The organism is Streptomyces carpinensis (assembly GCF_002154505.1).
In the GTDB taxonomy this organism is placed as follows: domain Bacteria; phylum Actinomycetota; class Actinomycetes; order Streptomycetales; family Streptomycetaceae; genus Streptomyces; species Streptomyces carpinensis.
This window is the reverse complement of sequence record NZ_MUBM01000274.1, coordinates 1-13,072: the sequence shown is the minus strand read 5'-3', so window position 1 is coordinate 13,072 and position 13,072 is coordinate 1. Positions and strand designations below refer to the sequence as shown.

The window sequence follows — 13,072 nt, the reverse complement described above, 5'->3', positions numbered from 1 at the left end:
AGAGGTGTATAAGAGACAGGGCCGGCGGGGTTCGTGGTCTCGGGGGCGGGGTTCTGCTGACTGCTCACGCCATGAAGGGTAGCCCTCGCGGCACGGGCCGCCGTGTCCAGGCTCACGCCCCTCGTGGCCAGGCTCACGCCCGGATCTCTTACCCGATCCCTACCTCGGCCTGGGCCGAGTACTACCCAGTAGGTACGCTGCAACCCATGCGTGCACTTCTCGTGGTCAATCCGGCGGCAACCACCACAAGCGCACGTACGCGCGATGTCCTGATCCACGCACTCGCCAGCGAGATGAAACTGGAAGCGGTCACCACCGAGTACCGCGGCCACGCGCGCGACCTTGGCCGGCAGGCCGCGGACAGCGAGGACGTCGACCTGGTCGTGGCCCTCGGTGGCGACGGCACGGTCAACGAGGTCGTCAACGGCCTCCTGCACCGGGGCCCCGATCCCCAGCACCTGCCGCGTCTCGCCGTGGTGCCCGGCGGCTCCACCAACGTCTTCGCCCGCGCCCTGGGTCTGCCCAACGACGCCGTGGAGGCCACCGGAGCGATCCTGGACGCCCTGCGCCACGGCAGCGAGCGCACGGTCGGCCTGGGCCTCGCGTCCGGGACTCCCGGCACCGACGATGCGGCCGTCCCCGAGCGCTGGTTCACCTTCAACGCCGGCCTCGGCTTCGACGCGGGCGTGGTCGGGCGCGTCGAACAGCAGCGGGAGCGCGGCAAGAAGTCCACGCACGCGCTGTACGTACGGCAGGTGGTCCGCCAGTTCCTCGGCGAGCCCAACCGCCGCCACGGTGCCATCTCGCTCGAACAGCCCGGCGAGGAACCGGTCGGCGATCTGGTGGTGGCCATAGTGTCGAACACCTCACCGTGGACGTACCTGGGCAATCGCCCGATGTATACGTCCCCTAAGGCCTCGTTCGACACGGGACTCGACGTGCTCGGTCTCAGCCGTCTGTCCACGGCCGCGGTTGCCCGGTATGGCACCCAGTTGCTCACTTCGTCCCCGGAGCGCGGACCGCAGGGCCGGCATGCCGTCTCACTGCACGACCTGAGCCGCTTCACCTTGCATTCGAAGGTGCCGCTGCCCCTGCAGATGGACGGTGACCACCTGGGACTGCGTACAAGCGTGACGTTCACAGGCGTACGCCGTGCACTGCGTGTGATTGTGTGAGTGGAAGAGGCCAAAGTCCTTTCACTCGAACGTTTAGGCCAGGATCCACCCCATGGAAGTACGGCTGTGACCTAGTCGACACCGAGGAATCAAAAAAAACTTTCCGGAAGGGGTTGTATCCGCCGCCGAGGTTTGCGAGTCTCTACGTGGCGATCGGGACGGCCCACCACACCGGGCCCCAGAAGATCACCGGAACCCCTCTTCAAATCACAGGACCACGTCGGGGAAACCTGGCGGTCGGCCCTTCACTTGTTGAGGGATTCGTGAAAGCGTTCACATTCACAAGCAACTTGCACGTAATACCAAGGAGAGGTAGCAGCCATGGACTGGCGTCACAACGCCGTTTGCCGCGAGGAAGACCCCGAGCTCTTCTTCCCCATCGGCAACACCGGTCCTGCGCTGCTGCAGATCGAGGAAGCCAAGGCCGTCTGCCGTCGCTGCCCCGTCATGGAGCAGTGCCTGCAGTGGGCGCTCGAGTCCGGCCAGGACTCCGGCGTCTGGGGTGGTCTCAGCGAGGACGAGCGCCGCGCCATGAAGCGCCGCGCCGCCCGCAACCGGGCCCGTCAGGCCTCCGCCTGACCACAGCCACCCCGCTGACAGCCTGAGCTTGGCGGCGCGTACAGCGAGTACGCATCTCCCGCCCCCGAGCCGCAGCGCGCAGTACCCCGATGCTCCCCCGGGCTCTCCGAGCAGGGGGTACCCCATCGAGATGGGCAGCACGAGCGACTAGCCCCGGACCTCAGGGTCCGGGGCTCTTTGCTGTGCACGGCCGCACAGCGGGCAGTCCGCGCAAGCCACCCGAAACACCGCCGCCCGTCGGCCACTTGGGCTCCTTGTGTGCCGACGGAACGGAGCCGCTCGGGTGCCGACCCGGTTACTTGCACGCCGACGGGGGCTACTTGTTCGCTCGGACCGGGATGTCGAGGATCACACGCGTGCCCCGCTCCGGAGCGGGCACCATGTCGAAGGAGCCGCCCAACTCCCCCTCGACCAGGGTGCGTACGATCTGCAACCCGAGGTTGCCGGAGCGGTGCGGGTCGAAGTCCTCGGGCAGGCCCACGCCGTCGTCCTGGACGGTGACCAGCAGCCGGGCCTCGCGCGTGGTGCCGCCGCGCACCGCGGAGACCTCGACCGTGCCGCTGTCGCCCTCACGGAAGCCGTGCTCCAGGGCGTTCTGCAGGACCTCGGTCAGCACCATCGACAGCGGTGTGGCGACCTCGGCGTCCAGAATCCCGAACCGGCCGCTGCGCCGGCCGGTGACCTTGCCCGGCGAGATCTCGGCCACCATCGCCAGCACCCGGTCGGCGATCTCGTCGAACTCCACGCGCTCGTCCAGGTTCTGGGAGAGCGTCTCGTGCACGATCGCGATCGACCCGACCCGGCGCACGGCCTCCTCCAGGGCCTCCCGGCCGCGCTCGGACTCTATGCGCCGGGCCTGGAGCCGGAGCAGGGCCGCGACGGTCTGGAGGTTGTTCTTGACCCGGTGGTGGATCTCCCGGATGGTGGCGTCCTTGGTGATCAACTCGCGTTCACGGCGGCGCAGTTCGGTGACGTCCCGGAGGAGGACCAGCGAACCGATGCGGGTGCCCTTGGGCTTGAGCGGGATCGCCCGGAACTGGATCACACCGTCATGGGCCTCGATCTCGAACTCGCGGGGCGCCCAGCCACTGGCCAGTTTCACCAGCGCTTCGTCCACCGGGGCCCGGGACGGAGCGAGTTCGGCCGTGGTCTCGCCGAGGTGCTGGCCGACGAGGTCGGCGGCGAGCCCGAGGCGGTGGTACGCGGACAGAGCGTTCGGCGAGGCGTACTGGACGATGCCGTCGACGTCCAGCCGGATCAGCCCGTCGCCGACCCGCGGCGAGGCGTCCATGTCGACCTGCTGGTCCGGGAACGGGAAGGAGCCGGCCGCGATCATCTGCGCCAGGTCGGAGGCGCTCTGCAGATACGTCAGCTCCAGCCGGCTCGGGGTGCGCACGGTGAGCAGGTTGGTGTTGCGCGCGATGACGCCGAGGACGCGCCCCTCGCGGCGAACCGGGATCGACTCGACGCGGACCGGGACCTCCTCCCGCCACTCCGGGTCGCCCTCCCGCACGATCCGGCCCTCGTCGAGCGCCGCGTCCAGCATCGGGCGGCGGCCCCGCGGGACGAGGTGGCCGACCATGTCGTCCTGGTAGGAGGTCGGGCCGGTGTTGGGCCGCATCTGGGCGACGGAGACGTAGCGGGTGCCGTCCAGGGTGGGAACCCACAGGACCAGGTCGGCGAAGGAGAGGTCGGAGAGCAGCTGCCACTCCGAGACCAGCAGGTGGAGCCACTCGAGGTCGGAGTCGTCGAGGGCGGTGTGCTGGCGTACGAGTTCGTTCATGGAGGGCACGTCTGCGAGCGTACCCGGGCGTTTGTACGGTCCTGAAATGTACGACGGTGAACGGCCCCGCAGGCCCCGAAGACACCCGCGGGCCGCGGCGCCTGAGAGGGACCCTCAACCCTCCCGGCACCGCAGCCCGGAGCAGTATCGGCCGTGGGGTGTGCGGTCCCGGTCGGCCGAAGGATGAGGAGCCGGGGCAGTCAGGGCAGAGAGCACCGGTTCCTCGGTCCGTCCTCCTGTGCGGGGAAGACGGAGGTTCATGCGTGCACATCCTGCGCGGTCGGTGCCGCGCGTTCCGCTGTTCGACTTCCCCTCGATTGTGGACTAGACCACTTGTGCCTGTCCACGCCCGGGAAGGAGTTCGTTGTCGTATTTTCATCGGCCGGCCGCGCCGCGACGGGCTCGGTCGACCGGATGGCGGACGGAGCCTCCCGCCCCCCACCGGGATGCAGCCTAGCCCGCCCGGCTCAGCCACGGGGCCAGATGGCCATGGCGATTTCCGCGAGCGCCTCCAGCTCCTCGCGGCTCGCGCCGTCGCGCGCCTGCTGGGACATGCCCTGGATCAGCGCCCCGACATACCGGGCGAGCGCGCCGGCCTCGGTGTCCGGGGGCAGCTCCCCCACGGCCACATCGGCCCTTATACGGCTCTCGAAGGCGGCGATGTTGGCGTTGCGTCGTTCGCGCAGCAACTCCTCCACCTCGGGGGTCGTGCAGTTGGTCGCGGCGTGGATGACCAGGCAGCCGTGCGGGTGGCCCGGGTCGGTGTACTCGACGGCGGCCTCGCGCAGCATCCGCTTCACGGCGGCCCGGGCTGTGGGCTCCTCGGCCAGGGCGCGGTCGCCGAAGGCGCCGTAGCGCTCGCCGTACTCGCGCACGACTTCGGCGAAGAGCGCCTGCTTGTCGCCGAAGGCCGCGTACAGGCTCGGGGCGCCGATGCCCATGACGCGGGTGAGGTCGGAGACGGAGGTGGCCTCGTACCCGTGCTCCCAGAAGGCGAGTAGCGCCTTCTCCAGCGCGGTCGCCCGGTCGAAGGAACGCGGACGGCCGCGCCTCCGCGTCCCGGAATCCCCCCGCTCGCCCGCCGCGACCTGCTCTTTCGGCTCCCGCTTCACCACCATGGGCGTGATTTTATAGCGGCCACTAGAGAAATGACAGCCGCCTGTTGTACGGTCTTTTTGTAGCGACCGCTAGAGAAATGCGAGGGCGTTGACATGCCTACGGACCTGCGCACCGGCACTCATCCGGGTACGAGCGAGGAAGCGGGCGGGGGCACGGGTGCGCTCGCGGGCAGGACGGCACTGGTCACGGGCGCGAGCCGGGGTATCGGGCGGGGCGTGGCGGAGCGGCTGGCGCGGGACGGGGCACGGGTCGCCGTGCACTACGGCAGGAACGAGGCGGCGGCGAAGGAGACGGTCGCCGCGATCGAGGAGGCGGGCGGATCGGCGTTCGCGATCGGCGTCGAGCTGGGGCGGGCCGGGGACGCCGAGGCACTGTGGGAAGCGTTCGACCGGCACGCGGACGGCCTGGACATCCTGGTGAACAACGCGGGGATCGGCACGGCCTCACCGATCGAGGAGATCGACGAGCAGGAGTACGACCAGGTCTTCGCGGTCAACGTGAAGGCACCCTTCTTCGTCGTCCGGCACGGCCTGGAGCGGCTGCGCGACGGCGGCCGGGTCGTCAACATCTCCTCCGGCCTCGCCCGCACCGCCGTCATGCCGGACAAGGTGGCCTACGCGATGACCAAGGGCGCCCTGGACGTCTTCACCCGGGACCTGTCGAAAGTGCTGGGGCCGCGCGGGATCACGGTCAACTCGGTGGCTCCGGGAATCATCGACACGGACAACACGGCCCAACTGCTGCACGGAACGCCCGGCGGCTGGGCCGAGGCGGCGGCGATATCGGCCCTCGGCGGAGTGGGCTCGCCGGCCGACGTGGCGGACGTGGTGGCGTTCCTCGTCTCGGACGCCGGACGGTGGGTCACGGGGAGCTGGGTGGATGCGACGGGAGGTTCACTGACATAGGGACGAACCGGTGTCCGGGAGTGGCGGCCGCGCCCTCTGACCACGGCCGCGCCGAGAGCGTCACGAGGGGCCATTCTGCTAGATTGGTCTAAACCACATGACCCCTCGTTACCGGGTCCAGTCCTCTTCTCGGCTCTCCTCAGATCGGCAGGCCCACCGTGGAAGTTGTCATCGTTCCGGACGCCAGAGCGGGCGGCGAGCTCATCGCCGAGGCCATGGCGCAGCTGCTGCGACGGAAGCCCGACGCCGTGCTCGGCGTGGCCACGGGTTCCACTCCGCTGCCCATCTACGAGGCGCTGGCGGCCAAGGTGCGCACCGGTGCCGTGGACGCCTCACGGGCCCGGATCGCCCAGCTCGACGAGTACGTGGGGCTGCCTGCCGACCACCCCGAGTCCTACCGCTCCGTCCTGCGCCGGGAGGTGCTGGAGCCGCTCGGCATCGGGATGGAGGCCTTCCTGGGCCCCGACGGCACCGCCGAGGACGTGCAGGCGGCGTGCGAGGCGTACGACAGGCTGCTGGCCGAGTCCGGTGGTGTGGACCTGCAGCTGCTGGGCATCGGGACCGACGGGCACATCGGCTTCAACGAGCCCTGCTCCTCGCTCGCCTCTCGGACGCGGATCAAGACGCTGACCGAGCAGACCCGTGTGGACAACGCGCGCTTCTTCGACGGCGACGTCGACCAGGTGCCGCACCACGTCATCACCCAGGGCATCGGCACGATCCTGGAGGCGCGGCACCTTGTGCTCCTGGCCACCGGCGAGGGCAAGGCCGACGCGGTGGCCGCGACCGTCGAGGGACCGGTCGCCGCCGTCTGCCCGGCCTCCGCCCTGCAACTGCACCCGCACGCCACGGTGGTCGTCGACGAGCCCGCCGCCGCCAAGCTGAAGCTCGCCGACTACTTCCGTCACACCTACGCCAACAAGCCGGAGTGGCAGGGCATCTAGCCCGCTCCCGCGCCGCACGAAGCGTGAAGGCGCCGGCCGCCTCGGAGGGGGCGGCCAGCGCCTTCGTCATGGGAACCGGTGTGTGCGTGGCTGCGCCGGACGGGTGTCGGGGTGCGGCACGACCGGCACTGTCGGGGTGGGGCATAACGGGCCCTTCGGGGCGCGGCACGACCGGCCCGTGTCGGGGCGCGGCACGACCGGCCCGTGTCGGGGTGCGACATGACCGGCCGTGTCGGGGTGCGACATGACCGGCCCGTGTCGGGGTGCGACATGACCGGCCCGTGTCGGGGTGCGACATGACCGGCCCGTGTCGGGCCGCGGCACGACCCGCTCTCCGATCGGGGCGCGGCAGCGGTGCCCTCCCCCAGGGGCCCCGCAGCGACGGGTCCCCCGTCGAGGTACGGCGGGGCCGGAGTCGGAGCCACCACCGCGACAACGCTGTCACGGGTCGCGGTGGTGTCCGGTCATGCGCCCGCGATGACCTCTGCCGCCGCCCGGCCGCAGACGCGGGCGGCACCGTGGGTGGCGATGTGGAGGGCTCCGCGGGGGGTCGCCTGAGGGACGCCCATCTCGACGACGATCGTGTCCGGGCGGGCCTTGAGCAGGGTGTCGAGAGCGGTCGCCATCCAGGGGTGGCGGTGCTCGTCGCGGACGACGGCCACCACTCGCCGGGCGCCGGCCGCCTCGAGGACCGCACGTCCCGCGTCGTCACCGGCGAAGCTGCCCGTCTCCGTGCCCGGCAGGAGGCGGAAGAGCTCCCCGGCCACGCCCCACGGGGTCTCTTCGCCGACCGCGATGTTGGCGACGGGGGTCAGGGCGGCGACGTAGGGCGGCTCGGTGAGCGGGGTGAAGGGCTCCGTGACGGTGGTCCGCAGCGCACGGCGGGCGGCCCGCAGCCCGACCTCGGGGTCGGCGGCCTGTGCCGCGGCCGAGCCGGCCGATCCCGCGCCCGCGTCCCGCTCCGCTTCCGCGGCGGTCGTGGTCCAGCGGGCCAGGGAGCGCACGCGTTCGGCCGCGTCCGCGAGCCGTTCCTCGGGGAGTTCGCCGGAGCGCACCGCCGCGACCAGGGCGTCCCGCAGGCTGCGGACGATCTCGTCGTCCGCGAGGCCGCCGCCCACGCAGATCGCGTCGGCGCCGGCGGCGATGGCGAGGACGCTGCCCCGCTCGATGCCGTAGGTGTCCGCGATGGCCCGCATCTCCATGCCGTCGGTGACGATCAGGCCCTCGTACCCCAGCTCGCCGCGCAGCAGTTCGGTCAGTACACGGTGGGAGAGGGTTCCCGGGCGGTCCCGGTCCAGAGCGGGGACCAGGATGTGAGCGCTCATCACGGCCTTGGTGCCGGCGGCGATCGCCGCGCGGAACGGGGCCAGTTCGCGCGCCTGGAGCACATCGGTGTCCACGTCGATGCGGGGCAGCGCGTGGTGGGAGTCGACCGCGGTGTCGCCGTGTCCGGGGAAGTGTTTGGTGCAGGCGGCGACGCCCGCTGCCTGCAGCCCGGTGACGTAGGCGGCGGTGTGCCGGGCGGCCAGGTCGGTGGAGGCGCCGAAGGAGCGGACACCGATGACCGGGTTGTCGGGGTTGGAGTTGACGTCGGCCGAGGGAGCCCAGTTGAAGTTGACCCCGCACTCGGCGAGCCGCCTGCCGAGTTCGTGGGCCACGGCCCGGGTCAGCTCCACGTCGTCCACCGCGCCGAGTGCGTGGTTGCCGGGGAAGCTGGAACCCGTGCGCACCTCCAGGCGGGTGACGTCGCCGCCCTCCTCGTCGATGGCGACCAGGACGTCCTCGCGCTCTGCGCGCAGCTGGGCGGTCAGGGCTGCCAGTTGTTCGCGCGAGGCGATGTTGCGGCCGAACAGGCCGACCGAGGCGAGGCCCTCGCCGAGGCGCCGCAGCAGCCAGTCGGGGGCGGTGGTTCCGGTGAAGCCGGGCTGGAGGACGGTCAGCGCGTCGCGCGACAGGCTGTCGTTCTCCGAGTTGGACGCAGCGGTACCGCTGGCGAATGTCGTCATCGGGTGGCGTTATCCCTTCACGGCGCCCGCGGTCAGGCCCGCGGCCATCTTGCGCTGGACGAGGAGGAACAGGACGACGATGGGCACGGCCATCATGGTGGCTCCGGCCATCATCGGGGCGTACTCGGTGCCGTGCTTGGTGGTGAAGTTGCCGAGCCAGACAGTAGCGGTCTGGTGTTCCTGGCTCAGCAGCATCAGGGCGTACAGGTACTCGTTCCAGGCCTGGATGAAGCCGTAGACCGAGGTGGCGACCATGCCGGGGGCCAGCAGCGGGAAGACCACCCGGACGAAGGCGCCGGTGCGGGAACAGCCGTCGACCATGGCCGCCTCCTCCAGTTCCCGGGGGATGTTGACGATGAAGCCGCGCAGCGTCCACACCGTGAAGGGGAGGATGAAGGTCAGGTACGTGATGATCAGGCCGGTGAGCTTGTCGTACTGACCCAGGTCGTTCAGCAGCAGGAAGACCGGGATGATCATGGCGACCAGCGGCACCATCTGCACCGCCAGGATGCCCACGATCACGATCTTGCGGCCGCGGAAGACGAAGCGGGAGATGGCGAGCGCGGCCAGCAGGCCGACGGCCATGCCGATCACCACCACGGACAACGACACGACGAGGCTGCGGCCGACCGGGCCCCAGAAGTCGGAGATGTCCAGCGCGCGGCGGAAGTTGCCCAGCGTGATGCCGGTCGGCAGCAGGCTCGGGTCCGGGTCGATGGCGTCCTTGGCCGGCTTGAACGCCGTGTTGAGCATCCAGTAGAGGGGGAAGCCGGCGACGAGGAAGACGACGAGGCCGAGCAGGTTCCAGCCGAGCTTCGACGTCCGGCGGCGGGCTGGAGCGGCAGCGGTGCTCGTGCCGCTCATGCTGCTCATGCTGCTCATGCTGCTCATTCGACTTCTCCGATCTGCAGCATCTGACGCATGTAGACGGCGACCACGCCCAGCAGCAGCAACACGGTGATCAGGGCGATCGCCGAGCCCTGCGCGTAGTCGTTGACCACGAAGGCGCGGTCGTAGGAGTAGGTGTTGAGGATCTGGAACTCCGCCTCGGGGTGGCCGTTGCGCATGACGAACACCTGCGGGAAGACGCCCATGTCCCAGATCACCGACAGGGTCGTGAGCATCACGATGATCGGCTTGAGGATGGGCAGGGTGACGTGTCGGAAGACGCCCCAGCCGCCCGCGCCGTCCAGCCGGGCGGCCTCCTCCAGTTCCTTGGGCACCTGGGTCAGGCCCGCACTGAGCGTGATGACCACGAAGGGCACCGCGCCCCACACCACCAGCAGCGTGATCACGGCCAGACCCTCGGGACCGCTGGCGAACCAGTTGTGGCCGACCATGTCGACCCCCGGCAGCTTGCTGAGCAGGGCGTTGAAGACGCCGTAGTCGGAGTCGAAGAGCCACTTGAAGACGGTGGTGGCCACGATGACGGGCATGCCCCAGCTGGCCACCAGCACGATGTTGATCAGGGTCTTCATCCATCCGGAGACCCGCTGCAGCAGCAGTGCGAGCGCCATGCCGGCGACCATCGTCAGGACGACGCAGCCGACGGCGAAGACGATCGTGCGCACGACCACCGCCCAGAACTCGCCGTCGCCGAGCACACCCGTGAAGTTGCCGAAGCCGACCCAGTCGGGCGACTGGAAGCCCCACAGCTGCGGCTGGCCGAACTTCTGGAAGGACAGTGTGACCAGCCGCACCAGGGGATAGGCCATGACGAGGACCAGGATCAGCAGGCACGGCGCGAGCAGCAGCCAGGGGGTCGCGGCCCCGCCCGGCGTCCGCTGTCTGCGTGGCCGGCCCGGGCCGGCCGGTGGCGGCGCCTGCCGCGGTGGCGGCACCTTGGCAGGGGTGGTCGTGTCTGCGGCACTCATCGCGCGCTCCTCAGCGGTCCCTCAGGTCGTACGGAGGCATAGCCCTGCACGGCCGCGCGGGAGCCGAACCCACTGCGCGGCCGTGCGAGAAGCAGGGCCCCGCCGGTGACGGGACCCTGCGCCGGTCACTTGGTGTTGATGACCTTGTCGATCGCGGCGTCCGCCTCCTTGGCGGCGTCCTGGACCGACTTCTTGCCGGTGCCGATGTTCTGCAGCATGGTCTGCAGCACCTGGGCCTTCTCGACCTGGCCCCAGCCCGGGGCCATCGGGACGAACCAGTTGGACTCGGCCGCGGTGGCCGGGACGGCGGTCTGCGGGTCGCTCTTCAGCGTCGCGAGGTCCGTCTTGTTGTTCGGCAGGTTGCCCTTGCCGATCAGGCCCTTCTGACCGGAGGGGCCGGTGAAGGCGTTGATCCACTCGGCGGCGAGGCCCTGGGCCTTGGACTTCACCGGGACGGCGAGGTCGCTGCCGCCCAGGAAGACCGGCATGTTCTTGCCGGACGGGCCGGGCATCACGAAGTTCTCGAGGTTGTCCTTGAGCTTGCCGGTCTTGTCGTTCTTCGGGTCGGCGGCGGTCGCGCCCTCCCAGGCGGCACCGAAGATCATGCCGGACTTGCCCTGGCCGTAGACGATATAGCGGTCGGACTCGTCCTTGGTCTTGTCGCCGTGCATGTACTTGTCGACGACGTTCTTGAACTCGGTCAGGCCCTTGATCGACTCGGGCGAGGAGAGGTTGGCCTTCCACTGGCCGCCGTCCTGCTTGGCGATGGAGCCGCCGGCGTCGTAGACGAAGGACATGGCCGCGTACCAGTCGCGGGTGGGCTGGTACCAGGCGTTGAACTTGCCGCCCTGCTTCTTCTGGACCTTGTCCAGGTCGGCGGTGAGCTCCTGGTAGGTCTTCGGCGTCGACTTGACCCCGGCCGCGGCGAAGACGTCCTTGCGCCAGTTGGCGACACGGCCGCCCGCGTAGTAGGGGACGCCGTAGGTCTTGCCGTCGTAGGTCACGGAGGCCTTGAGGCCGTCGAGCCAGGCGGAGGAGTTGTCGAACTTCGCCGGGTCGACCGGGGCGAAGGCCCCCTTGACCATGTAGCCGAGCATCTCCGTGTTGCCCATCTCGACCACGTCGGGGGCCTTGTCGGTGGCGAGGACCGCGTCCAGCTTGGTGTTCTTGTCCGGCCAGCCGTAGTACTCGTGCTTGATCTTCAGGCCGGGGTGCTTCTTCGTCACCGCGTCGTCGGCCGCCTTGACCAGCTCCGGCCAGTTGTTCTGCGCGTCGACGGTGAGCCAGACGGTCAGCTCCTTGGCGTCCGCCCCCTTGTCCGAGCCCCCGTCCTTCTTGTCACTCCCGCACGCCGCGATGGAGACCATCATGCCCGCGATACCGATCGCGGCAACCAGCTTGCGCTTCACGCCACCCTCCTCAGGGATGCCACAAACCCCCCTGCCTCCCCGCGGTTGAGCGACGGTCGAGCGTCAGCGCACACCGCCCATGGGGCCGGGACCTGGACCAATGGTGTAGACCAGTACGGGGAGCTTGGCCCAGACCAATAGGGCTGTCAAGGGTGCGCCGACCCGCTCAGGTGGTCCGTTATGGGACCGCGATATGCAGGGACCTTTCATTGCTCATGCGGTCAAACGGACGCCTCCGTTCCCCTGGACCACCGGGGAACCACCCGGGGCCACATCCCGCTCCGCGTACGCCAGTTCGCGTGAACCACCGTCGCACCGAACGGGAAGGTGGACTAGACCATACGGGGTCACGACGGTATACAGAGGAGATCACGGAGCGTGCGGGTGGCCACCCGACACACGAAGCCGTGCCACGATGTGAGCCGTGGCCGATGGGGATGTCGGTCGCTTCGGCACTGGAGCCGGGAAGGCAGAGCATGAGCACCGACGTCAGCAGTGCGGAGAACGAGGGTGGGGCGACCGTCCGTACCGCGCGCGTGCCCAAGTACTACCGCCTGAAGAAGCACCTGCTCGACATGACCCAGACGCAGGCGCCCGGGACGCCGGTACCGCCCGAGCGGACGCTGGCGGCCGAGTTCGACACCTCGCGCACCACCGTGCGCCAGGCGCTGCAGGAACTGGTCGTCGAAGGTCGGCTGGAGCGCATTCAGGGCAAGGGCACGTTCGTCGCCAAGCCGAAGGTCTCCCAGGCGCTGCAACTGACCTCCTACACGGAGGACATGCGCGCCCAGGGCCTGGAGCCGACCTCGCAACTGCTCGACATCGGCTACATCACCGCCGACGACCGCCTCGCGGAGCTGCTCGACATCACCGCCGGCGGACGCGTGCTGCGCATCGAGCGGCTGCGCATGGCCAACGGCGAGCCCATGGCCATCGAGACCACCCACCTGTCGGCCAAGCGCTTCCCGGCGCTGCGCCGCAGCCTGGTGAAGTACACCTCCCTCTACACCGCCCTCGCCGAGGTCTACGACGTCCATCTCGCCGAGGCAGAGGAGACCATCGAGACCTCCCTGGCCACCCCGCGCGAGGCGGGCCTGCTCGGCACCGACGTGGGCCTGCCGATGCTGCTGCTCTCCCGGCACTCGCTGGACCGGACGGGCCAGCCGGTGGAGTGGGTGCGCTCCGTCTACCGCGGGGACCGCTACAAGTTCGTCGCACGGCTCAAGCGGCCTGCGGACTGAAACCGGGGCAAATGGGGGTCAGCCGGGGGTCCGGGGG

Annotated in this window: 11 protein-coding genes; 5 read left to right on the top strand and 6 right to left on the bottom strand. The window is 69.8% G+C overall.

Annotation, left to right across the window (positions count from 1 at the left end; genetic code table 11):
• The first annotated feature begins 206 nt into the window (after positions 1-206).
• Together BZY54_RS32965 and BZY54_RS32960 are read left to right on the top strand one after the other, a co-directional pair.
• Positions 207-1,175 carry a diacylglycerol/lipid kinase family protein gene (locus BZY54_RS32965; protein WP_086728991.1) on the top strand — a complete coding sequence of 323 codons (969 nt, stop codon included), beginning with the start codon at positions 207-209 and terminating at the stop codon, positions 1,173-1,175.
• Between the two features lie 321 nt (positions 1,176-1,496).
• Complete coding sequence (locus BZY54_RS32960; RefSeq protein ID WP_016639615.1) at positions 1,497-1,754, top strand: WhiB family transcriptional regulator; 258 nt, start codon at positions 1,497-1,499, stop codon at positions 1,752-1,754.
• A 316-nt stretch (positions 1,755-2,070) separates the two neighbouring features.
• Here BZY54_RS32960 and BZY54_RS32955 read toward each other — a convergent pair whose 3' ends face one another.
• Both BZY54_RS32955 and BZY54_RS32950 read right to left on the bottom strand, forming a co-directional pair.
• Positions 2,071-3,537 (bottom strand): sensor histidine kinase, encoded by a 1,467-nt coding sequence (locus tag BZY54_RS32955; RefSeq protein WP_167414110.1) that lies wholly within the window; start codon positions 3,535-3,537, stop codon positions 2,071-2,073.
• 467 nt (positions 3,538-4,004) lie between these two features.
• The gene (locus BZY54_RS32950; protein WP_086728989.1) at positions 4,005-4,655 is read right to left on the bottom strand and encodes a TetR/AcrR family transcriptional regulator; all 651 of its coding nucleotides are present in this window, start codon (positions 4,653-4,655) and stop codon (positions 4,005-4,007) included.
• Between the two features lie 93 nt (positions 4,656-4,748).
• Between BZY54_RS32950 and BZY54_RS32945 the strand changes: the two genes are divergently transcribed.
• A complete protein-coding gene (locus BZY54_RS32945) occupies positions 4,749-5,561 on the top strand; it encodes an SDR family oxidoreductase (RefSeq protein WP_086728988.1) in 813 nt (270 codons plus the stop codon).
• A 158-nt stretch (positions 5,562-5,719) separates the two neighbouring features.
• On the top strand, positions 5,720-6,505 hold the full coding sequence (gene nagB / locus BZY54_RS32940) for a glucosamine-6-phosphate deaminase (protein WP_086728987.1): 786 nt from the start codon (positions 5,720-5,722) through the stop codon (positions 6,503-6,505).
• 464 nt (positions 6,506-6,969) lie between these two features.
• On the opposite strand, the gene BZY54_RS32935 is transcribed toward nagB, so the two are convergent.
• The 4 genes from BZY54_RS32935 to BZY54_RS32920 form a co-directional block, all read right to left on the bottom strand.
• Entirely contained in the window at positions 6,970-8,511 is a 1,542-nt protein-coding gene (locus BZY54_RS32935; RefSeq protein ID WP_086728986.1) for a glycoside hydrolase family 3 protein, read from the bottom strand.
• A 9-nt stretch (positions 8,512-8,520) separates the two neighbouring features.
• Positions 8,521-9,375, bottom strand: a complete 855-nt coding sequence (locus BZY54_RS32930) for a carbohydrate ABC transporter permease (RefSeq protein WP_086728992.1) — start codon at positions 9,373-9,375, stop codon at positions 8,521-8,523.
• Positions 9,376-9,398: 23 nt separating this feature from the next.
• Positions 9,399-10,385 (bottom strand): carbohydrate ABC transporter permease, encoded by a 987-nt coding sequence (locus tag BZY54_RS32925; protein WP_086728985.1) that lies wholly within the window; start codon positions 10,383-10,385, stop codon positions 9,399-9,401.
• 125 nt (positions 10,386-10,510) lie between these two features.
• Complete coding sequence (locus BZY54_RS32920) at positions 10,511-11,794, bottom strand: extracellular solute-binding protein (RefSeq protein WP_086728984.1); 1,284 nt, start codon at positions 11,792-11,794, stop codon at positions 10,511-10,513.
• Positions 11,795-12,270: 476 nt separating this feature from the next.
• Here BZY54_RS32920 and BZY54_RS32915 point away from each other — a divergent pair, with 476 nt between their 5' ends.
• Positions 12,271-13,035: a GntR family transcriptional regulator gene (locus BZY54_RS32915; protein WP_086728983.1), complete on the top strand. Its 765-nt coding sequence runs from the start codon at positions 12,271-12,273 to the stop codon at positions 13,033-13,035.
• Positions 13,036-13,072 lie beyond the last annotated feature (37 nt).